General features: G+C 57.1%; 21 protein-coding genes. 12 read left to right on the top strand and 9 right to left on the bottom strand.

Annotation, left to right across the window (positions count from 1 at the left end):
- Positions 1-69 precede the first annotated feature (69 nt).
- Positions 70-696: a response regulator transcription factor gene (locus tag IB252_RS22510; protein ID WP_111451986.1), complete on the bottom strand. Its 627-nt coding sequence runs from the start codon at positions 694-696 to the stop codon at positions 70-72.
- 580 nt (positions 697-1,276) lie between these two features.
- Between IB252_RS22510 and IB252_RS22505 the strand changes: the two genes are divergently transcribed.
- Positions 1,277-1,909, top strand: coding sequence for a hypothetical protein (locus IB252_RS22505; RefSeq protein WP_192410298.1), 633 nt, complete (start codon positions 1,277-1,279; stop codon positions 1,907-1,909).
- Positions 1,910-2,061: 152 nt separating this feature from the next.
- Here the strand turns inward: IB252_RS22505 and IB252_RS22500 are convergent, their stop codons facing one another.
- The gene (locus IB252_RS22500) at positions 2,062-3,279 is read right to left on the bottom strand and encodes an argininosuccinate synthase (protein ID WP_007898502.1); all 1,218 of its coding nucleotides are present in this window, start codon (positions 3,277-3,279) and stop codon (positions 2,062-2,064) included.
- Between the two features lie 129 nt (positions 3,280-3,408).
- Positions 3,409-4,317 (bottom strand): flagellar protein MotY, encoded by a 909-nt coding sequence (locus IB252_RS22495; RefSeq protein ID WP_192410297.1) that lies wholly within the window; start codon positions 4,315-4,317, stop codon positions 3,409-3,411.
- 159 nt (positions 4,318-4,476) lie between these two features.
- Here IB252_RS22495 and pyrC point away from each other — a divergent pair, with 159 nt between their 5' ends.
- Both pyrC and rnt read left to right on the top strand, forming a co-directional pair.
- Positions 4,477-5,523 (top strand): dihydroorotase, encoded by a 1,047-nt coding sequence (pyrC, locus tag IB252_RS22490; RefSeq protein ID WP_111451989.1) that lies wholly within the window; start codon positions 4,477-4,479, stop codon positions 5,521-5,523.
- Positions 5,520-6,197 carry a ribonuclease T gene (gene rnt, locus IB252_RS22485; RefSeq protein ID WP_008155580.1) on the top strand — a complete coding sequence of 226 codons (678 nt, stop codon included), beginning with the start codon at positions 5,520-5,522 and terminating at the stop codon, positions 6,195-6,197. Before pyrC ends, rnt begins: the two co-directional genes overlap by 4 nt.
- Positions 6,198-6,273: 76 nt before the next feature.
- Here the strand turns inward: rnt and IB252_RS22480 are convergent, their stop codons facing one another.
- On the bottom strand, positions 6,274-6,876 hold the full coding sequence (locus tag IB252_RS22480; RefSeq protein WP_111451990.1) for a peroxiredoxin: 603 nt from the start codon (positions 6,874-6,876) through the stop codon (positions 6,274-6,276).
- A 302-nt stretch (positions 6,877-7,178) separates the two neighbouring features.
- On the opposite strand from IB252_RS22480, the gene IB252_RS22475 reads away from it, so the two are divergent.
- Together IB252_RS22475 and bfr are read left to right on the top strand one after the other, a co-directional pair.
- Complete coding sequence (locus IB252_RS22475) at positions 7,179-7,397, top strand: bacterioferritin-associated ferredoxin (RefSeq protein ID WP_008155585.1); 219 nt, start codon at positions 7,179-7,181, stop codon at positions 7,395-7,397.
- A 198-nt stretch (positions 7,398-7,595) separates the two neighbouring features.
- On the top strand, positions 7,596-8,069 hold the full coding sequence (bfr, locus tag IB252_RS22470; RefSeq protein WP_008155586.1) for a bacterioferritin: 474 nt from the start codon (positions 7,596-7,598) through the stop codon (positions 8,067-8,069).
- A gap of 175 nt (positions 8,070-8,244) precedes the next feature.
- Here bfr and grxD read toward each other — a convergent pair whose 3' ends face one another.
- The 3 genes from grxD to IB252_RS22455 all read right to left on the bottom strand — a co-directional run bounded on the left by grxD (position 8,245) and on the right by IB252_RS22455 (position 11,214).
- Positions 8,245-8,586: a Grx4 family monothiol glutaredoxin gene (grxD, locus tag IB252_RS22465; RefSeq protein WP_007943565.1), complete on the bottom strand. Its 342-nt coding sequence runs from the start codon at positions 8,584-8,586 to the stop codon at positions 8,245-8,247.
- A 97-nt stretch (positions 8,587-8,683) separates the two neighbouring features.
- Positions 8,684-10,789, bottom strand: a complete 2,106-nt coding sequence (locus IB252_RS22460) for a molybdopterin oxidoreductase family protein (protein WP_192410296.1) — start codon at positions 10,787-10,789, stop codon at positions 8,684-8,686.
- Between the two features lie 134 nt (positions 10,790-10,923).
- Positions 10,924-11,214, bottom strand: a complete 291-nt coding sequence (locus tag IB252_RS22455; protein ID WP_192410295.1) for a hypothetical protein — start codon at positions 11,212-11,214, stop codon at positions 10,924-10,926.
- A gap of 417 nt (positions 11,215-11,631) precedes the next feature.
- Between IB252_RS22455 and argF the strand changes: the two genes are divergently transcribed.
- Positions 11,632-12,552, top strand: a complete 921-nt coding sequence (gene argF / locus IB252_RS22450; protein WP_033053690.1) for an ornithine carbamoyltransferase — start codon at positions 11,632-11,634, stop codon at positions 12,550-12,552.
- Complete coding sequence (locus tag IB252_RS22445) at positions 12,549-13,658, top strand: ABC transporter ATP-binding protein (RefSeq protein ID WP_129438036.1); 1,110 nt, start codon at positions 12,549-12,551, stop codon at positions 13,656-13,658. Before argF ends, IB252_RS22445 begins: the two co-directional genes overlap by 4 nt.
- Before the next feature lie 111 nt (positions 13,659-13,769).
- On the opposite strand, the gene IB252_RS22440 is transcribed toward IB252_RS22445, so the two are convergent.
- Positions 13,770-14,552, bottom strand: a complete 783-nt coding sequence (locus IB252_RS22440) for a PhzF family phenazine biosynthesis protein (protein ID WP_192410294.1) — start codon at positions 14,550-14,552, stop codon at positions 13,770-13,772.
- 107 nt (positions 14,553-14,659) lie between these two features.
- Positions 14,660-15,130 (bottom strand): Cys-tRNA(Pro) deacylase, encoded by a 471-nt coding sequence (ybaK, locus tag IB252_RS22435; protein WP_007971306.1) that lies wholly within the window; start codon positions 15,128-15,130, stop codon positions 14,660-14,662.
- Positions 15,131-15,500: 370 nt separating this feature from the next.
- Between ybaK and IB252_RS22430 the strand changes: the two genes are divergently transcribed.
- The 5 genes from IB252_RS22430 to IB252_RS22410 all read left to right on the top strand — a co-directional run bounded on the left by IB252_RS22430 (position 15,501) and on the right by IB252_RS22410 (position 22,140).
- Positions 15,501-16,352, top strand: coding sequence for an MIP/aquaporin family protein (locus IB252_RS22430; protein ID WP_192410376.1), 852 nt, complete (start codon positions 15,501-15,503; stop codon positions 16,350-16,352).
- A gap of 77 nt (positions 16,353-16,429) precedes the next feature.
- Positions 16,430-17,935 carry a glycerol kinase GlpK gene (gene glpK, locus IB252_RS22425; RefSeq protein ID WP_033057460.1) on the top strand — a complete coding sequence of 502 codons (1,506 nt, stop codon included), beginning with the start codon at positions 16,430-16,432 and terminating at the stop codon, positions 17,933-17,935.
- Between the two features lie 254 nt (positions 17,936-18,189).
- Positions 18,190-18,945: a DeoR/GlpR family transcriptional regulator gene (locus IB252_RS22420; protein WP_027922833.1), complete on the top strand. Its 756-nt coding sequence runs from the start codon at positions 18,190-18,192 to the stop codon at positions 18,943-18,945.
- A 276-nt stretch (positions 18,946-19,221) separates the two neighbouring features.
- Positions 19,222-20,760 (top strand): glycerol-3-phosphate dehydrogenase, encoded by a 1,539-nt coding sequence (gene glpD, locus IB252_RS22415; protein ID WP_192410293.1) that lies wholly within the window; start codon positions 19,222-19,224, stop codon positions 20,758-20,760.
- 465 nt (positions 20,761-21,225) lie between these two features.
- Positions 21,226-22,140 carry a glutamate/aspartate ABC transporter substrate-binding protein gene (locus tag IB252_RS22410; RefSeq protein ID WP_111451998.1) on the top strand — a complete coding sequence of 305 codons (915 nt, stop codon included), beginning with the start codon at positions 21,226-21,228 and terminating at the stop codon, positions 22,138-22,140.
- Positions 22,141-22,316: the final 176 nt, after the last annotated feature.

The following is a 22,316-nucleotide window of genomic DNA, read 5'->3' as shown; positions in this document are numbered from 1 at the left end:
GAGGCTTTTTACTAAGTGCCGCTTGATGCCCGCCCCCCGCTCATCGCGCCTCGTCAAACGCCGAGGCAGTCACACCAGACCATTGCGTTGAGCCAATTCGATCAGGTCGACCAGGGAGCGGGCATTGAGTTTCAACAACAGACGCGTCTTGTAAGTACTGACAGTCTTATTGCTGAGGAACATTCCATCGGCAATCTCCTTGTTGGTCTTGCCTCGGGCCAATTGCTGCAAGACCATCATTTCCCGTCCCGACAGCCGATCCACCATATCGGCTTCACTGGCGTTCCCCAAACTGGAACGTACGGTATGCAAGGCTTGATTCGGAAAGTAACTGTAGCCCGACAATACTGCCTTTATTGCACTGAGCAACTCGGTGAGATCCTGTTGCTTACAAACATACCCTGCAGCACCCGTTTGCATGCAACGCATAGAGAAATGCCCGGGCGCCTGAGAAGTTAGTATCAGTACTTTCATGGGCATTGCTGTCGATGTCAGGCGCGCAATGACTTCCAGCCCATCGAGTTTTGGTATTCCGATATCCAGGATAACAATATCCGGCATATGCTCACGGGCAAGTTGCAACGCATCCACGCCATTATCTGTCTCTGCAACAACCTCGTAGCCGTGACGTTCCATTAGCATACGTACCGCAAGACGAATGACGGGGTGATCATCCACGATCAGCACTTTATTCATGGGCAAGTCCAATTTTCGCTGTTCGAATTTTTAGAGCCCGCACGATAGCCTAGTCGTTTCACCCATGGCATGCCGCCCCCCTCGGCCACCCACACCGAGAGACATTCCCTACAGACATTAGAGAATTATCTTACAAAACTCCCAAAAATACCGAGGGGGTAAAAATTTTATCGACCTGAAAACATTTCGATTATCCGCAGTTTTTTGTTTCTGTTTACAACCAGAAAACCAAATAGCAGGGATCGTCGCAAGACGATCCAACGAATACTGACTATTGAGCTACCCTTAAAAGTAACTGATATTTACCACTTGAACCCCCCATACCACAAACACTGGACATCAAGATTGTAATAAAAAATCACACCAAGCAACACTTCATCAACAAACTCAACCCATCACCACTTAAAACTCATCAACAGAGGTACCCGCCACACACTCAATACCGCTACTATCAAACCTTCAAAATCCATAACTTAAAAAGGAGTGCCACACCAATATAAACACCGACCACTTAGTTATTAAAATCAAAACCAAAAACACTAATCATTCGAGAAAAGACAATATTTTATGAGCAAAAAACATGAACAAACAAAAGAAAAAAATCATCAACCCCATGACCGTCATTGCGATATTTGCCGCTATTTCTGAAACATCGGCCGCCGTTTCACTGCCCTTTCTCGACAACAAGGAGCGGGAGCTCTATGTCTGGTTCCTGATTAGTTTCCCTTTTTATTTGCTTTTTCTTTTCTTCGCCACACTCAACTTCAACTACCGGTCGCTGTATGCGCCATCCGATTACGGCAAGGGAAAGCATTTTATAAAAGTGATGGACAACGCAGAACGCGGTCAGCGGCCCGACAACCTGAAGGACCCTCCCGCCCGGATCAGTATTCAGACGGGCCTCTCGGCTCTACAGCACGTTTGCATGGCCGAGCAGCTAAAAAACCTGCACATCGTCGATGCGCGGTGGCTACACAAGAAAATGGAGTTCGGCGCCTGGATTGAAAAAAACCGGCACCCACAGGGAAGCCCTGCACAAGTGATCGTATTTCTCACCTGTACCGATTCGGAGGCACTACTGAAGGAAAGCGCAAGCAAGCAATCAAAACAGGCAAAGAATCGCAACGGCCCAACGCTTTGCATTGCTTACAATTTGAATTCACACGGTCTGACGATTCTTGATCACTCTTTTTACCTGACATGCAGCAGGTAACGCTTGAAGAGCATTCAGAAGAGGAAACAGTAGGAAGGTATTACAGATACAAAAAAAGCGCTAATAACACGATGTCCGGCAGGAAAACTCCCCCTATTCAGAAATTGTGGCCTTGTCACCGACAAGGCCACAACTCTACGGTTTCAAAGATCTCAGAAAAGCTTCCGGCCTTTGTTCGCCGCAATACGCATGCGCAACGCGTTGAGCTTGATGAAGCCCGCCGCGTCGGCCTGGTTGTAGGCGCCGCCATCTTCTTCGAAGGTCGCGATGTTGGCATCGAACAACGATTCGTCGGACTTGCGACCGGTGACGATCACGTTGCCCTTGTACAGCTTCAGGCGCACAACGCCGTTCACGTGGGCCTGGGACGCGTCGATCATCTGTTGCAGCATCAGACGCTCAGGGCTCCACCAGTAACCGGTGTAGATCAGGCTGGCGTATTTAGGCATCAGCTCGTCTTTGAGGTGAGCCACTTCGCGGTCCAGGGTGATCGATTCGATCGCACGGTGGGCGCGCAGCATGATGGTGCCGCCTGGGGTTTCGTAGCAGCCACGGGACTTCATGCCCACGTAACGGTTCTCAACGATGTCGAGACGGCCGATACCGTGTTCGCCACCGATACGGTTCAGGGTCGCCAGCACGGTAGCCGGGGTCATTTCGACGCCGTCCAGTGCAACGATGTCGCCGTTGCGGTAGGTCAGTTCCAGGTATTGCGCTTTATCTGGAGCCTTCTCCGGGGAGACGGTCCATTTCCACATGTCTTCTTCGTGCTCGGTCCAGGTGTCTTCCAGCACGCCGCCTTCATAGGAGATGTGCAGCAGGTTGGCATCCATCGAGTACGGGGATTTTTTCTTGCCGTGACGCTCGATCGGGATATTGTGCTTTTCAGCATAATCCATCAGCTTTTCACGGGAGAGCAGGTCCCATTCGCGCCACGGAGCGATCACTTTCACACCTGGCTTCAAGGCGTAGGCGCCCAGTTCGAAACGAACCTGGTCGTTGCCCTTGCCGGTGGCGCCGTGGGAAATGGCGTCAGCGCCGGTTTCGTTGGCGATTTCGATCAGGCGCTTGGCGATCAACGGACGAGCGATGGAAGTACCCAGCAGGTACTCGCCTTCGTAAACGGTGTTGGCGCGGAACATCGGGAAAACGAAATCGCGCACGAATTCTTCGCGCAAGTCGTCGATGTAGATCTCTTTCACGCCCATGGCTTGTGCCTTGGCGCGTGCAGGTTCGACTTCTTCGCCCTGACCCAGGTCAGCGGTGAAGGTCACGACTTCACAGTTATAAGTATCCTGCAGCCACTTGAGGATCACCGAAGTGTCCAGGCCGCCGGAATACGCCAGAACGACCTTGTTTACGTCCGCCATGCCATCACTCCACGGGGTTCTACGGAAAGCCGTCAAGTCTACCGGTCATGCAGGATAATTTACAGAGGCGCGACAGCTTATGACGACGAAGCGACAGATTATGTCGAGTGAGCGACGAAAACAGCGGGTTCAGGAGGTCGATGCGGCGCTCGCCGAAGCAGTGGCCTGAGGAACCGGCTTTTCGGTGGGCGCAACGCGCGCGAGGTGCACATTGACCCGACGGTTCTTTGCCCGGTTGGCGGAATTGGTATTGGGCACCAATGGATAACGCTCGCCGTGAAAGCGCACGGTGATCTGCGATTCCTGAATGCCGTTGGCCTTGAAGAACTCCATGACGGCCAGGGCCCGACGCCGCGACAGGTCACGGTTGGTCAGGCGGTTGCCGCTGTTATCGGAGTGGCCATCGAGTTCGATGTGGTTGACCGTCGGATCAGCCTTCATGAACTCCAGCATTACTTGTAATTGCGCCTTGGCCTGCGTGTCGAGTTCGATGCCTTCGCCGGGGAAGCCGATCTGCGATTGCTTGACCTGCTCGAAATTCTTCGGCAGCAGCTTCGCCACGCAGCCCTGATAGTCGTTAAATGCCTTGCTGAACTTGACTGGCAACAGACGCACTTCCGACACCCGGCCATCGCCCGAGTCATGTCGAACGACCGGACTGCGGCCATCCATCAGGCCACTGATCAAGCGGCCCGCCTGAACTTGCGAACTGTTGAACAACACATTGCCGCTGCCGATTCGCACAGAACCGAGGTTGATGTCGCCACGCCCCGGCTGCCAGGGTGCAGCCGCCGCCAGCAAGGTGGCCGAACCGCCGCCGATCATCGAGTTATAGGCCTTCAGACGGAACGTCGCTTGCTCGCCAGCGCGACGCACGAATTCACCCGAACCAAAATCGGTGATCGGCTGAGCCAGGCGGCACTCGAACTTGTCTCCTTCGACCGTCCACTCGATGCTCTCCAGACGGGTCTGGAAAGTGAGCGCCATCGCAGGAAGGCTGGCAAACACGCTGAGCAAGGCTAAATAACGCTGGCGCACGGGAGGCTCCACTGGCTTCTACAACAAAAAGACCGACACACAGATGTTTACGGCATACCTGTTGGATATCGGAAGCTTCCTGCAAAACTTGATAGCGAGTGCCTGGAAGAGTCTTTTCCGGTAGCATTCCCCTCAGTTTGACCCGCCTGGAATCCCCTCATGTCCGACCGCCTGACCCTGCTGCGTCCCGACGACTGGCATATTCATCTTCGCGATGGTGCTGTGTTGCCCAATACAGTCGCGGATGTCGCGCGCACCTTTGGTCGCGCCATCATCATGCCCAACCTGGTACCTCCGGTGCGTAATACCGCTGAAGCCGACGGCTATCGCCAGCGGATTCTCGCTGCACGCCCGGCTGGCAGCCGCTTTGAACCGTTGATGGTGCTGTACCTGACCGACCGCACCCAGCCCGAAGAAATTCGCGAGGCCAAGGCCAGCGGCTTCATTCACGCCGCCAAGCTGTACCCGGCCGGCGCGACCACCAACTCGGACTCTGGCGTCACCAGCATCGACAAGATTTTCCCTGCACTTGAGGCCATGGCCGAAGTCGGGATGCCCTTGTTGGTTCACGGTGAAGTCACCCGTGGCGATGTCGACGTGTTCGATCGCGAAAAAATCTTTATCGATGAGCACATGCGTCGTGTGGTCGAGCGCTTCCCGAGCCTCAAAGTGGTGTTCGAACACATCACTACCGCCGACGCCGTGCAGTTCGTCAACGAGGCTTCGGCCAATGTTGGCGCGACCATCACCGCGCATCACCTGCTGTACAACCGCAACCACATGCTGGTGGGCGGGATTCGGCCGCACTTCTACTGCCTGCCGATCCTCAAGCGCAACACCCATCAGGAAGCCCTGCTCGACGCCGCCACCAGCGGCAGCGACAAGTTCTTCCTCGGCACCGACTCGGCGCCCCATGCCCAACACGCCAAAGAAGCCGCTTGCGGCTGTGCCGGTTGCTACACCGCTTATGCAGCGATCGAGATGTATGCCGAAGCCTTCGAACAGCGCAACGCGCTGGACAAGCTCGAAGCCTTCGCCAGCCTGAACGGCCCGCGTTTCTACGGCCTGCCGGTAAACACCGATCGCATCACCCTGGTCCGCGATGAGTGGACCGCCCCAACCAGCCTGCCATTTGGCGAGCTGACCGTAATCCCGCTGCGCGCCGGTGAAAAACTGCGCTGGCGCCTGCTGGAGGAACACGCGTGAGTGAAGACCATTTCGACGACGAACAGGACGGTCAAGGCGGCGGAGGTGGTTCGCGCCACCCGATGGCTGAGCGCTTCCGTGGATACCTGCCAGTCGTTGTCGACGTTGAAACCGGTGGTTTCAACTCTGCCACTGACGCCTTGCTGGAAATTGCCGCAACCACTATCGCCATGGATGAAAAAGGGTTTGTGTATCCCGATCACACCTATTTCTTCCGCGTCGAGCCTTTTGAAGGCGCGAACATTGAAGCGGCCGCGCTGGAATTCACCGGGATCAAACTCGATCACCCGCTGCGTATGGCGGTGAGCGAAGAAACGGCCCTGACCGATATCTTCCGCGGCATCCGCAAGGCCCTGAAAGCCAATGGCTGCAAACGGGCGATTCTGGTCGGACACAACAGCAGCTTCGACCTGGGTTTCCTCAACGCCGCTGTCGCGCGTCTGGACATGAAACGCAACCCGTTTCATCCGTTCTCCAGCTTCGATACCGCGACCCTGGCCGGTCTGGCTTACGGTCAAACTGTACTGGCCAAGGCTTGCCAGGCAGCAGACATCGACTTTGACGGTCGCGAGGCTCACTCGGCGCGCTACGACACCGAGAAGACGGCCGAGCTGTTCTGCGGCATCGTCAATCGCTGGAAACAAATGGGCGGCTGGGAAGACTTCAACGACTGATCCCGGTCGCTGGACTTACCCCGCCCATAAAAAAACCGGCCTCAACGGCCGGTTTTTTTTATGCCTCAAACGTGCCTTACAGCGCAGCAGCGTGCTCGGTCAGGTAAGCCGCAACACCTTCGGTGGAAGCGGTCATGCCTTTGTCGCCTTTTTTCCAGTTGGCAGGGCAGACTTCACCGTGCTCTTCGTGGAATTGCAGCGCGTCGACCAGACGAACCAGCTCTTCGATGTTACGGCCCAGCGGCAGGTCGTTGATGATCTGCGAGCGGACAACGCCTTTGTCGTCGATCAGGAACGCACCACGGAAAGCTACGCCGTCAGCGGACTGAACGTCGTAAGCCTTCATGATTTCCTGCTTGATATCGGCAGCCATGGTGTAACGGACCTGGCCGATACCACCATTGTTGACCGGGGTGTTGCGCCAGGCGTTGTGGGTGAAGTGCGAGTCGATCGAAACGGCGACCACTTCAACGTTGCGTGCCTTGAAGTCAGACATGCGGTTGTCCAGAGCGATCAGCTCGGACGGGCAAACGAAGGTGAAGTCCAGTGGGTAGAAGAACACCAGGCCGTATTTGCCTTTGATGGCCGACGACAGGGTGAAGCTGTCTACGATTTCGCCATTGCCGAGTACAGCCGGTACGGTGAAGTCAGGGGCTTGTTTGCCTACGAGTACGCTCATTGGATATCTCCTGGTGTAAAAACGTGAAGTTCCGGGTTTGCGCCAGCCTGCCACCTTCAGGCGACAGCCCTGTGACACGAACCCGCTTCATAAGGACCGGCCATCATACACTGCGTTTTTACCCTGTCCTTAACGGTTTTTTTGACAGGGGAAATGCAGTCGACGGGTTTTCCTCGTGATCGAAGCTGAGAGGAAACCGTTCGTCAGCCCTGATCAAAGCTTTCAGAAACCACTTTGACAATCATTCTCGTTAACATTAAGATCCATCGCAATTGAGTCACAACCAGCGACGGTTTTCACTTATGTATGTTTGCCTCTGCACTGGCGTCACCGACGGTCAAATCCGCGAAGCGATCTATGAAGGTTGCTGCAGCTATAAGGAAGTCCGTCAGGCCACCGGCGTAGCTAGCCAATGCGGTAAATGTGCCTGCCTTGCCAAGGAAGTGGTCCGCGAAACCCTGACCAAACTGCAATCGGCCCAGGCCGCGATTCCCTACCCTGTAGAATTTACTGCCGCGTAATTAACGTATTTCAAAGAACCGGACTTGATGTCCGGTTTTTTTATGTCTGAAAATCAATCGCTTACGCGCTAGACGCGGAACACAAACATTCTTATTCAGATTAATTTTCACTTAAGTTTCAATAACTTAGGTTTGACACTCTTAATGTCGCGGCTCAGACTCTGCCTTATTGACAGCTACTTAGGGCAGGACCCCATCATGAAAGGCGACGTTACAGTCATCCAGCATCTCAACAAAATCCTTGCCAATGAACTGGTCGCGATCAATCAATACTTCCTGCATGCACGCATGTACGAAGATTGGGGCCTGAATAAGCTCGGCAAGCACGAATACCACGAATCCATCGACGAGATGAAGCACGCGGACAAGCTGATCAAGCGCATCCTGTTCCTTGAAGGCCTGCCGAACGTCCAGGACCTGGGCAAGCTGCAGATCGGCGAACACACCCAGGAAATGCTTGAGTGCGACCTGCGTATCGAACGCACCGGTCACGCGGATCTCAAAGTGGCTATCGCTCATTGCGAAACCGTTGGTGACTTCGGCAGCCGTGAACTGCTCGAAGATATTCTTGAATCCGAAGAAGAACATATCGACTGGCTGGAAACCCAACTGGGTCTGATCGATAAAGTCGGTCTTGAGAACTATCTGCAATCGCAGATGGGCGAAGAGTAAGTTAGCGCCCGCTAAACTCGAGACAATAAAAAGCCCCGCATTCTTTTAAGAGGCGGGGCTTTTTAATGCCTGCTCTTTTAGGAGCATGGCTTGCCAGCGATGAACAATGACGCGGTACTCTTGCTAAACCGCGGCGCCTGCATCGCGAGCAAGCTCGGCTCCTGCAAAGACCGAATCAGGCTTCGGTCTTGTTGGCAGCAGCAGCTTCGACAGCAGCCTTGATGGTGGTCTGCAGCGAACCGTCTGCAGCCATCTCGGTCATGATGTCGCTACCGCCGACCAGCTCACCGCCCACCCACAGTTGCGGGAAGGTTGGCCAGTTGGCGTATTTTGGCAGGTTGGCGCGGATTTCCGGGTTCTGCAGGATGTCCACGTACGCAAACTTTTCACCACATGCCATCACGGCCTGCGCGGCTTTCGCGGAGAAGCCGCACTGCGGGGCATTCGGCGAACCTTTCATGTAAAGCAGAATGGTGTTGTTAGCAATCTGCTCTTTAATCGTTTCGATGATATCCATGAAGCACCTCGGCTGAACTTTCCGACTCAGGGGTCGGCACGGTGGCGCATTGTAACGGAAACCCGAGCGCCATGCTCGGTCTCCCCGACAGACTCAGTCAAGCCGCCGCCACGGTCACTGGCACGCCATTCAACGCCGCATTGCCCGACAACTCATCGAGCAGACATTCGTCGGTCAGGTCATTGGCGCTGGAGCCCGGCTGACCACTGGCAATGGTCATCTGCACGCCTGGCCGCGCATGGCCCCAACCGTGCGGAAGGCTGACCACGCCTTTCATCATATCCAGACTGCCGAGCACTTCAACTTCAATCACACCGACCCGCGAACTGACCCGCACGCGCTGCCCGTCATTGAGCCCACGGCTGGCCAGGTCATCCGGGTGCATCAGCAATTGATGGCGCGGCTTGCCCTTCACCAGGCGGTGATAGTTATGCATCCACGAGTTGTTACTGCGCACATGACGGCGGCCAATCATCAGCAATTCATCGGCCGGGGGTGCTTGCAAGGCGGCAAAGCGCGCCAGGTCGGCAAGGATCGCTGGCGGCGCAGCCTGGACGCGCTGGTTTTCGGTTTTCAGGCGAGGCGTCAGGTTGGATTTCAGCGCCCCGAGATCGACACCATGCGGGTGATCGAACAAGGTCGCCAGTGATAATTTCTGTTCTGAAGTATCGCCATACAACCCCATCCGCAAGCCACGGTCGATCATCTGCGCTGGCGGGATCGTTGGTTTCAGTTCCTTACCGGTCTTTGCCGCAAACGCCTTGGCCAGCCCTACGAAAATCTCCCAGTCATGCAACGCACCTTCAGGTTTGGCCAGGATCGCGCGATTGAACCGAGTGACGTTACGCACCGCGAACATATTGAACGTCGTGTCGTAATGATCGTTTTCCAGGGCCGATGTGGACGGCAGGATCAGGTCGGCATACCGCGTGGTTTCATTGATGTACAGGTCGATGCTGACCATGAACTCCAATCCGTCCAGCGCCTGTTCCAGCTGTCGGCCATTGGGCGTCGACAGCACCGGGTTACCCGCCACGGTAATCAGCGCACGAACCTGCCCTTCCCCTTCGGTAAGCATCTCTTCGGCGAGCGCCGAGACCGGCAGTTCGCCACCGTATTCAGGACGCCCGGAGACCCGGCTCTGCCACAGATTGAAATGCCCACCTGAGGTCGATGCCACCAGGTCCACCGCCGGTTCGGTGCACAACGCCCCTCCCACGCGATCGAGATTACCGGTGACCAAGTTGATCAGTTGCACAACCCAATGACACAAGGTGCCGAACGCCTGGGTCGAGACCCCCATGCGGCCGTAACAGACTGCTGTCGGCGCCGCCGCAAAGTCCCGCGCCAGTTGGCGGATCTGTTCGGCGGGCACCGCGCACAGTGGGCTCATGGCCTCGGCGGTGAAATTCGCGACCGCCTCGCGCACCTCATTCAGACCGTCCACCGGCAAATGACTGTCGCGGGTCAGGCCTTCAGCGAACAAGGTATTGAGCAGTCCGAACAACAACGCCGCATCGCCACCGGGGCGCACGAACAAATGCTGGTCGGCAATCGCCGCGGTTTCGCTGCGGCGCGGATCGACCACCACCACTTTGCCGCCGCGGGCCTGAATGGCCTTCAAGCGCTTCTCCACATCCGGCACGGTCATGATGCTGCCGTTGGAGGCCAGCGGATTGCCGCCTAGGATCAGCATGAAATCGGTGTGATCGATGTCCGGGATTGGCAACAGCAAACCGTGGCCGTACATCAAATGGCTGGTCAGGTGATGGGGCAACTGGTCGACCGAGGTCGCGGAAAACCGGTTGCGGGTTTTCAACAGGCCGAGAAAGTAATTGCTGTGGGTCATCAGCCCGTAGTTGTGCACGCTGGGGTTGCCTTGATAGACCGCCACCGCGTTCTGTCCGTGACGCTCCTGAATCGCCGCCAGACGTTCGGCGACAAGGTTGAAGGCGTCTTCCCACTCGATGGGCTGCCATTCACTGCCGACCCGCAGCATCGGCTGACGCAGACGATCCGGATCGTTCTGAATATCTTGCAGGGCGACGGCCTTGGGGCAGATATGCCCCCGGCTGAAGGTATCCTGAGCGTCACCCTTGATCGACGTGATCTGCACCGCGCCTTCGACCTCGGTGGTTTCGATGGTCAGGCCGCAGATGGCTTCGCACAAGTGGCACGCACGGTGATGGAGAGTCTTGGTCATGGCCAGTCTCTGTCTTGTTCTGGGCGGGCAATATCGGCCGCGGGAACAAAACTATGGCGCCTGATCCACGGCTGCGCCAGCGACGTTCGTCTTGTGAATCGGCGGCCATCAGGCCAGCCGATGACCGCAGGGGATCAGTTGGGCGGCAGCTTCGGCGGCGTCTGCAACTGGATCTCCTGGATGGTTTCGATCTGCTCTTGAGCGAGATGAACACCGGTGAGTTCACCGATCAGCCGCCAGTGCTCGTCGAGCCCGGTGCTGATGGTTGCCATGCGGTCGATCATCCGCCGGCCGGCGGCCTTGGTCACTTCGTCTTCACTGCGCATCAACTCGAAGGACATCGAGGTCATGGACGCGGTGAGGTGGGTCAGCGAGCGAGCCGTGAGGCCGAGTAATTCCATTAACTGTCGTTCTTTCGATTCCATTCCGAAGGCTTCCTGCGTCGTTCGTGCGTTAGTTATAACCCGCCACTTTGCTTTAGCAAATGTTTCAGACCAGACACATCGATCGATCCCGAGCACAAATGCTTCGAATGGCAGGTCAGAAACCGACCGCCGCTATGCTGTCCCCGCCCCGTTTGATTGCAAAGCCCCGTGACCCCAGTGTACAAATGACAGGCTGCTGTCAGGAAACAGGCTTCAAAAGCGCTACTGCGGTCATCCCGTAGCCCCTCTGAAATCCCCTAAAAACCGTAGCCCTATTGGTAAGACGCGACATTTAATTATAAGATCGCGCCTTCCCCTATTTCGTCGCCCCGTGCGGCTTACGCCGCAGGTCTCGCCCGTTTTTCAGTTAAACAAGGCTTTGAGTATCTGCGGTCTGTTGCAAAAAGGTAGTCAATGATGAGCGCAAGGCACTTTCTCTCCCTGATGGATTGCACGCCCGAAGAGCTGGTCAGCGTGATCCGTCGAGGCGTTGAGCTCAAAGACCTGCGTAACCGCGGCGTACTGTTCGAGCCTCTGAAAAACCGCGTGCTCGGGATGATTTTCGAGAAGTCCTCGACCCGCACCCGTATTTCGTTCGAAGCCGGCATGATCCAGCTCGGTGGCCAGGCGATCTTCCTGTCGCCGCGCGACACCCAACTGGGCCGTGGCGAGCCGATCGGCGACTGCGCGATCGTCATGTCGAGCATGCTCGACGCCGTGATGATCCGTACCTTTGCCCACAGCACCCTGACCGAATTCGCCGCCAACTCCCGCGTGCCCGTGATCAACGGCCTGTCCGATGACCTGCACCCGTGCCAGTTGCTGGCCGACATGCAGACGTTCCTCGAACACCGCGGTTCGATCCAGGGCAAAACCGTGGCCTGGATCGGCGACGGCAACAACATGTGCAACAGCTATATAGAAGCGGCGATCCAGTTCGACTTCCAGTTGCGAGTCGCGTGCCCGGAAGGCTTTGAACCCAACCCTGAATTCGTGGCCAAGGCCGGCGATCGGGTCACCATCGTCCGCGATCCGAAGGATGCCGTACGCGGCGCCCATCTGGTCAGCACCGATGTCTGGACCTCCATGGGCCAGGAAGAGGAAACCGCCAAGCGCCTGAAACTGTTCGCGCCGTTTCAAGTCAACCGCGCCCTGCTCGACCTGGCCGCACCGGACGTGCTGTTCATGCATTGCCTGCCGGCCCACCGTGGCGAAGAGATCAGCGTCGACCTGCTCGATGACCAGCGCTCCGTCGCGTGGGATCAAGCCGAAAACCGTCTTCACGCACAAAAGGCCCTGCTCGAGTTTCTCGTCGAACCGGCGTACCACCACGCATGAGCCATCCATTACTGTTGAACCTGCGCAATCTCGCCTGCGGCTATCAAGACCAGCGCGTCGTGCAGAACCTCAACCTGCATTTGAATGCCGGCGACATCGGTTGCCTGCTGGGCTCTTCGGGTTGCGGCAAAACCACCACGCTACGGGCAATTGCCGGTTTCGAACCGGTACACGAAGGTGAAATCCAGTTGGCGGGCGAGACAATCTCCCGCGCCGGTTTCACCCTCGCCCCGGAGAAACGCCGGATCGGCATGGTGTTCCAGGATTACGCACTGTTTCCGCACTTGAGCGTGGCCGAGAACATCGCCTTCGGGATCCGCAAGCACCCGCAAAAGGATCGCGTCACCGAAGAGCTGCTGGAACTGGTCAACCTGAAAAACCTCGGCAAGCGCTTCCCCCATGAGCTGTCCGGTGGTCAACAGCAGCGCGTCGCACTGGCCCGCGCCCTGGCGCCGGAACCTCAACTGCTACTGCTCGACGAACCCTTTTCAAACCTTGATGGCGAGCTGCGACGCAAGCTCAGCCATGAGGTGCGCGACATTCTCAAGGCCCGTGGCACCAGCGCGATTCTGGTAACGCATGACCAGGAAGAAGCGTTCGCGGTGAGTGATCATGTGGGGGTTTTCAAGGAAGGTCGCCTGGAGCAGTGGGACACGCCTTACAACCTGTATCACGAACCGCTGACGCCGTATGTCGCCAGCTTCATCGGTCAGGGTTATTTCATTCGCGGTCAGTTGAGCAGCCCCGAGTCGGTGCAGACCGAGCTGGGTGAGTTACGCGGTAATCGTGCCTACACCTGGCCGGTTGGCGGGGCGGTGGATGTGTTGCTGCGTCCGGACGATATCGTTTATGCACCGGACAGCACGTTGAAGGCGCGGATTGTCGGCAAGTCTTTCCAGGGTGCGTCCACCTTGTATCGCTTGCAGTTGCCGACCGGCGCGCAGCTGGAATCGATTTTCCCGAGCCATGCCGATCATCAGGTGGGTTCAGAGGTCGGCATTCGTGTCGCGGCTGAACACCTGGTGCTGTTTCAGGCATCGGGCAGTACGGCGGCGCAGATTCCGGTCGTCGAGTCCGGTGTCCGCCGTTACAGCAGCGCCCACTGACACCCCATTTCTGTAGGAGCAAAGCTTGCTCGCGATAGCATCACCGCGGTTTAGCTGATGCACCGCGTCATCGTTCATCGCGAGCGAGCTTTGCTCCTACAAAGATCAGCATCAACCCAGCATCAGCGTTCCGCTCGCAACGAGCGTCGCATTCCCGCCGATTTTTACCCGATCCCCTTCCAGCCGACAGAACAACTCCCCGCCTCGAGCCGAACGCTGACAAGCCGTCAGGCTCAACTTGCCCAAGCGTTTCGACCAGTACGGGATCAGGCTGCAATGAGTCGACCCCGTCACCGGGTCTTCGTTGATGCCGATCGCCGGCGCGAAGTAGCGGGAAACGAAATCATGCTCGCTGCCCTTGGCCGTGACGATTGCCCCCGGCCACGGCAGCTTCGCGAGTGCCGCCATGTCCGGCTGACATTCGAGCACCGCCTGCTCGGACTCCAGCACCACGAACAACTCGTTCGACCCCAGCACATCAACCGCTTCCACACCCAGCGCGCGCTCGACATCCAGGGTCACGCCCACTTCCGACGGGATGAGCGCCGGAAAATCCAGCCACAAGCGCTCACCCTCACGGCTCACGCTTAGCAGGCCGGACTTACAGATGAAGTCCAGCCGCTCGACCGGTTCCTTATAGATTTCAAACAGCACGTAAGCGCTGGCCAGGGTTGCATGACCGCACAGCGGCACTTCGGTGGTCGGGGTAAACCAGCGGATGTGCCAGCCCTGCCCTTCGCGCACCACAAAAGCGGTTTCGGCGAGGTTGTGCTCGGCGGCGATCTTCTGCATCAACTCATCGGCAAGCCAGGCATCGAGGCGATAGACCATCGCCGGGTTGCCACTGAACGGCCGATCACTGAACGCATCGACCTGATGAAACTCAAGCTGCATAACCCTTCTCCTTTTGTCAGGCCACCGAGCATGACGCTGCCGACAACCCGGCACCAGTGACAGAGCCCGTACATTTGCACCATACAGCGCCGGGCTGATAGTCCGCGTCAGGCGCGGCCGATATCGGCGAACTTCGCCTGGGTATGTTCGGCCAGCACCGCGGGTGCCAATTCGACTTCCAACCCTCGTCGCCCCGCGCTGACAAAAATGCTGGCAAAGGGCTGAGCTGAATTATCGATAAACGTGCGCAAGCGCTTTTTCTGTCCCAGCGGGCTGATGCCGCCCAGCAGGTATCCGGTGGATCGTTGCGCAGCGGCAGGATCGGCCATTTCGACTTTTTTCACGCCAGCGGCATGAGCCAGGCCTTTCAAGTCCAGACTTCCGACGACCGGCACCACGGCCACCAACAATTCACCTTTTTCGCTGGCCGCCAGCAAGGTCTTGAACACCTGCGCCGGATCCAGCCCCAACTTCTCCGCGGCCTCCAGCCCGTAGGACGCGGCCTTCGGATCATGTTCGTAACTGTGCACGCGATGTTCGGCACGAACTTTTTTCAACAAATCCAATGCGGGGGTCATGACAGCTCCAGACTGGGCGGCAGTAGAAAAATACTGCGCTGGATTCTAGGCCATTGCTCCATAAAAGGCTCTATTGCGGCGTTATTTCAAAGGCTTGGCGGTGCCTTATGCCGTTCGTCCACCTTCGGTCTGCCGCGTGAACGACGCGGTCATTCATGTGACTAATAGTTCGATTGTGACTGACGGTTCACTTTCGACCTTTGACATCAGCGTTTCTTGTCTATATTTTTTCGAATCTGAATACTGTACGAATGTTCCTATCGCAGCACCCAGCAGCAGGCCGAGAACAGGATGGGGATCCTGTCTCGGTGAAAATCGCGCTTTGACCATGATGCAAAAGCGCCAGACAACAACAAAAATGAGGTTTTCAATGACAACTGCTTTACAACAACCGTCGCTCTCAAGCCAATGCATGGCCGAATTTCTGGGCACTGCGCTGCTGATCTTTTTTGGTACAGGTTGCGTTGCCGCGCTCAAGGTCGCGGGTGCCGGCTTCGGCCTTTGGGAAATCAGCATCATCTGGGGGGTCGGCGTGAGCATGGCGATCTACCTGACTGCCGGCGTTTCCGGAGCTCATCTCAATCCCGCCGTCAGCATTGCCCTGAGCATTTTCGCTGACTTCGAAAAACGCAAACTGACTTTCTATATTCTCGCCCAGATCGCTGGGGCCTTCTGTGGAGCGTTGTTGGTTTACACGCTGTACAGCAATTTATTCTTCGATTACGAACAAACTCACCATATGGTTCGTGGTACTCAGGCCAGCCTCGAATTGGCGTCGGTGTTTTCCACCTTCCCCAACCCGGCCTTGACCACGGCGCAAGCCTTCCTGGTTGAAGTGATCATCACCGCCATCCTGATGGGCGTGATCATGTCCCTGACCGACGACAACAATGGCTTGCCAAAGGGTCCGCTCGCTCCGCTGCTGATCGGCCTGCTGATTGCCGTGATTGGCAGCTCGATGGGGCCGCTGACCGGTTTTGCGATGAACCCGGCGCGCGACTTCGGTCCTAAACTGATGACTTTCTTCGCTGGCTGGGGTGAAATTTCCTTCACCGGCGGGCGCGATATCCCGTATTTCCTGATTCCGATTTTTGCACCGATTGTCGGTGCCTGCCTCGGTGCTGCAGCGTATCGCGGGCTGATTGCCCGCCATCTGCCCAGCGCCCTACCTGCTACAAAGGAAGCAGTACCGGCCATTGACGGCAAACCAAGAACTTCTTGATACCGTTGGCGCGTGATCCTGCCCATCAGATCACGCGCCGGACCTCACTCCCCCTTTTTTCGTCCAAGGCAATCGACATGACCGACACTCAGAATAAGAACTACATCATTGCCCTCGATCAGGGTACGACCAGCTCCCGCGCGATCATTTTCGACCGCGACGCGAACGTGGTCTGCACCGCCCAGCGCGAATTCGCACAGCATTACCCGCAAGCCGGCTGGGTTGAACACGACCCGATGGAAATCTTCGCCACCCAAAGCGCCGTGATGGTCGAGGCCCTGGCTCAAGCCGGCCTGCATCACGACCAGGTCGCCGCCATCGGCATCACCAACCAGCGCGAAACCACCGTGGTCTGGGACAAGACCACCGGCCGCCCGATCTACAACGCGATCGTCTGGCAGTGCCGCCGCAGCACCGAGATCTGCCAGCAGCTCAAGCGCGACGGTCACGAGCAATACATCAGCGACACCACCGGCCTGGTCACTGACCCGTACTTCTCCGGCACCAAGCTCAAGTGGATCCTCGACAACGTCGAAGGCAGCCGCGAACGCGCGCGCAAAGGCGAACTGTTGTTCGGCACCATCGACAGCTGGCTGATCTGGAAATTTACCGGCGGCAAAGTGCACGTCACCGACTACACCAACGCCTCGCGCACCATGCTCTTCAACATCCACACGCTTGAGTGGGACGCGAAGATGCTGGAGGTTCTGGATATTCCGCGCGAGATGCTGCCGGAAGTTAAATCCTCGTCCGAAATCTACGGCCACACCAAAAGCGGCATCGCTATCGGCGGTATCGCGGGTGACCAGCAAGCGGCCCTGTTCGGCCAGATGTGCGTCGAGCCAGGCCAGGCGAAAAACACCTACGGCACCGGCTGCTTCCTGCTGATGAACACCGGCGACAAAGCCGTGAAATCCAAGCACGGCATGTTGACTACCATCGCTTGCGGCCCGCGCGGCGAAGTGGCTTACGCGCTGGAAGGTGCTGTGTTCAACGGTGGTTCCACCGTTCAATGGCTGCGTGATGAACTGAAAATCATCAACGACGCCCACGACACTGAATACTTTGCCAACAAGGTCAAGGACAGCAACGGCGTGTACCTGGTACCCGCCTTCACCGGTCTGGGCGCTCCGTACTGGGACCCGTATGCCCGCGGCGCATTGTTCGGCCTGACTCGCGGGGTACGCGTGGATCACATCATTCGTGCAGCCCTGGAGTCGATTGCCTACCAGACCCGCGACGTTCTCGATGCCATGCAACAGGACTCCGGCGAACGCTTGAAATCCCTGCGTGTCGACGGCGGCGCAGTCGCGAACAACTTCCTGATGCAGTTCCAGGCCGACATCCTCGGCACTCAGGTCGAACGTCCGCAAATGCGCGAAACCACCGCACTGGGCGCGGCTTACCTGGCCGGTCTGGCGTGTGGCTTCTGGGGCAGCCTGGACGAGTTGCGCGGCAAGGCTGTGATCGAGCGCGAATTCGAACCGACCCTGGACGAAACCGCGAAGGAAAAACTCTACGCCGGCTGGAAAAAAGCCGTCAGCCGCACCCGCGATTGGGAACCGCATGAAGGCGCTGAATAAGCCGGGCTGAGTACTCGTATCTGTATGTCCAAATAGCGTGAAAGCGTAGCGAGCGAAGGCAAGACAAGGCAAAAACAGGCGAGGACCGGCTGGGGTCGCACCCGACTTTACGAGGTTGTAAATGAGCAGTCCGAGCCTGTTTTTAACGCAGGATTGCCGAGCGCAGTAGCTTTCACGTTATTTGGAAACTGGCAGGGAGCAGATTCCTGCGTCATCATGGGCAAATTTTTGCACGGCAGCCCAAAGGAAGCCCCATGAATCTGCCTCCCCGTCAGCAGCAAATCCTCGAACTGGTCCGCGAACGCGGCTATGTCAGCATCGAGGAAATGGCTACGCTGTTCGTCGTTACACCGCAAACCATCCGCCGCGATATCAATCAGCTCGCGGAAGCTAATTTGTTGCGTCGCTACCACGGCGGCGCAGCCTACGATTCCAGCGTCGAAAACACCGCCTACGCCATGCGTGCCGATCAGATGCGCGATGAAAAGCAGCGTATCGGTGAAGCCATTGCGGCTCAAATCCCCGATCACGCCTCGCTGTTCATCAATATCGGCACCACCACCGAATCCATCGCCCGGGCGTTGCTCAATCACAATCACCTGAAGATCATCACCAACAACCTGCATGTGGCTTCGATGCTCAGCGCCAAGGACGACTTCGATGTCCTGCTGACCGGTGGCAACGTGCGGCGCGACGGTGGTGTGGTCGGTCAGGCCAGTGTCGACTTCATTAACCAGTTCAAGGTTGATTTCGCCTTGGTCGGCATCAGCGGTATCGATGAAGACGGCAGTCTGCTGGACTTCGACTATCAGGAAGTTCGGGTGTCCCAGGCGATCATCGCCAATGCCCGAAAGGTCATCCTCGCGGCGGACTCCAGCAAATTCGGGCGCAACGCCATGATTCGTCTGGGGCCTATCAGTTTGATTGATTGCCTGGTGACCGATCAGCAGCCTGTGCCGGCGTTGGCGCAGTTGTTGAGCCAGCACAAGATTCGGCTAGAAGTCGTTTAACCGCGAAAGCGGTTAAATAACCTGTAGGAGCACGGCTTGCCGGCGATGGCGGCCTCGAGTATGCCATCGCGGGCAAGCCATGCTCCTACAGAAGTCGCGGCAAATCTCCCCTCTTCACTCTCTCAATGTTCGAAAATTTTCCTTTCACGGCCCTTCGATCAGTATTTTCAATCGAAGTTAACTGGCTGCGGGCGACTTTATGGGCTACCATTTTCGCAAATGAACATTAATGTTCGAATTCCAATACAGAAAATCATAAAAGCCCGAGGCTAGCCGATGCCCACTTCTACCTTGCCTACGCCCCCTCTCGCTGAGATCTACGATATCGCCGTCATCGGTGGCGGGATCAATGGCGTGGGGATCGCAGCGGATGCCGCCGGTCGCGGTCTTTCGGTGTTTCTATGCGAAAAAGACGACTTGGCCAGCCACACCTCGTCAGCCAGCAGCAAGCTGATCCACGGTGGCTTGCGCTACCTTGAACATTACGAATTCCGTCTGGTGCGCGAAGCCCTAGCCGAACGCGAAGTGCTGCTGGCCAAGGCCCCGCACATCGTCAAGCAGATGCGCTTCGTGCTGCCGCACCGTCCACACCTGCGTCCAGCCTGGATGATCCGCGCCGGTCTATTCCTTTATGACCACCTTGGCAAGCGGGAAAAACTCGAAGGTTCGAAAAGCGTGAAGTTCGGCCCGGACAGCCCGCTGAAAAGCGAAATCACCAAAGGCTTCGAATACTCCGATTGCTGGGTTGACGATGCCCGACTGGTGGTGCTGAACGCCATGGCCGCCCGCGAAAAAGGCGCCCACGTTCACACCCAGACTCGCTGCGTCAGCGCCCGTCGCACCAAGGGTATGTGGCACCTGCATCTGGAACGCGCCGATGGCAGTCTGTTTTCGATCCGCGCCAAGGCACTGGTAAACGCCGCCGGCCCGTGGGTCGCCAAGTTCATTCGTGACGACCTGAAGATGGAATCGCCGTACGGCATCCGCCTGATCCAGGGCAGCCACCTGATCGTGCCGAAACTGTACGAAGGCGAACACGCGCACATTCTGCAAAACGAAGATCAGCGCATCGTGTTCACCATTCCATACCTGAACCACTTCACCCTGATCGGCACCACCGACCGCGAGTACACCGGCGATCCGGCTGCAGTGGCGATCACTGAAAGCGAAATCGATTACCTGTTGAAAGTGGTCAATTCCCATTTCAAGAAACGCATCAGCCGCGACGACATCCTGCACAGCTATTCCGGCGTTCGTCCGCTGTGCAACGACGAATCCGATAACCCGTCGGCTGTCACTCGCGACTACACCCTGGCGTTGTCGGGCACCGGCGAAGAAGCGCCGCTGTTGTCGGTGTTCGGCGGCAAGCTGACCACCTACCGCAAACTGGCCGAGTCGGCGCTGGCGCAACTGGCTCCGTACTTCAAAGACATCAAGCCGAGCTGGACCGCCAGCGCTCCCCTGCCGGGCGGCGAAGACATGACCACCCCGCAAGCCTTGTGCGCCTTGATCCGCGACAAGTTCGACTGGGTGCCGACCGAAATCGCCCGCCGCTGGGCCACCACCTACGGCAGCCGCACCTGGCGCATGCTCGAAGGCGTGCAGAATCTCAGTGATATGGGCGAACACATCGGCGGCGGGCTCTACACCCGTGAAGTCGATTATCTGTGCAGCGAAGAATGGGCAACTACCGCGCACGACATTCTGTGGCGCCGCAGCAAGCTGGGGTTGTTCACTACTCCGGCGGAACAGGAAAAGCTCAAGGATTACCTGAACAAAGTCGAGCAGAACCGCAGCAAGATCGAAGCGGCCTGATCGTCGATCCGGTTAAACAAAAGCCCCTGAACCTCACGATTCAGGGGCTTTTTGCATTCTGCCAAACATTACATATCTCCTGTGGGAGAGAGCCGGCTCCGGGCGGCGTTCCGACGATAGCGGAATGTCAGGCAACATCAATGTTGAATGTGCCGACCTCATCGCGAGCAGGCTCGCTCCCACAGGGGATAGGTGCAATACGAGAGATTGCATTCGGTTTTCCGAACGCGACCAGTCGGTCGATTCGGTTAACCGGATTTCCAAACATCAAAACCCTCGCCATAAATATTTAATAACCTTATAAATCAATAGGTTGCCCTACTCATCCTGGCCTGGCACGAGTCATGCTCTACACTCTTGGACGAATGACAGCTGTGCCAACCCTTCAGGAGCCGGCAAGCATTCGAAGCACAAAAAAGAGCCGATGAACTGGCTCCATATAAAAACAATGTCGAGGAAAATTTGATGCGCATCGTTCCCCATCTCCTGGGCGCAGCCATTGCTGCCGCTCTGATCAGCACTCCAGTTTTCGCCGCCGAACTCACCGGCACCCTGAAGAAGATCAAAGAGTCCGGCGTTATCACCCTCGGGCATCGTGACGCTTCCATTCCGTTTTCCTACATCGCGGACGCTTCCGGCAAACCGGTTGGCTACTCCCACGATATCCAGCTGAAAATCGTTGAAGCCATCAAAAAAGACCTGGACATGCCGAACCTCCAGGTCAAATACAACCTCGTGACTTCGCAAACCCGTATCCCGCTGGTGCAGAACGGCACCGTGGACGTCGAGTGCGGCTCCACTACCAACAACGTCGAACGTCAGCAGCAAGTTGACTTCTCCGTCGGCATCTTCGAAATCGGCACCAAGCTGCTGTCCAAGAAAGATTCGCCTTACAAGGACTTCCCGGACCTGAAAGGCAAGAACGTCGTGACCACCGCTGGCACCACGTCCGAGCGCATCCTCAAGTCGATGAACGCCGACAAGCAAATGGGCATGAACGTCATCTCCGCCAAAGACCACGGCGAGTCGTTCAACATGCTGGAAAGCGGCCGCGCCGTGGCTTTCATGATGGACGACGCCTTGCTGGCCGGTGAAATGGCCAAGGCCAAGAAGCCAACCGATTGGGCCGTGACCGGTACTGCACAGTCCTACGAAATCTACGGCTGCATGGTCCGCAAGGGTGACGCACCATTCAAGAAAGCTGTGGATGACGCAATCATCGCGACCTACAAGTCCGGCGAGATCAACAAGATCTACGAAAAATGGTTCATGCAGCCAATCCCGCCAAAAAATCTGAACCTCATGTTCCCGATGAGCGACGAGCTCAAGGCCCTGATCGCCAATCCGACCGATAAAGCGGCTGACGAAAAGAAATCCTGATTTCTGACTAACCTTATCTCCTGAAAGGGCCACTGCCCTTTCGGGGGATAGTCACTCCCTGCTGGCATTTTTGGAAACACTCGAACCGGTGGCTGTCGAGCCGCTCGTGTGTGCCTGATCTTCACGATCAGGGCGGGAACGGAGCTTCCCCAGGCGGGCACTTGTACATCGATCGA

Source organism: Pseudomonas sp. PDM10 (assembly GCF_014852295.1).
Taxonomy (GTDB): Bacteria; Pseudomonadota; Gammaproteobacteria; order Pseudomonadales; family Pseudomonadaceae; genus Aquipseudomonas.
Note: the sequence above shows the minus strand (reverse complement) of the source record. Positions and strands in the feature narration are given on the sequence as shown.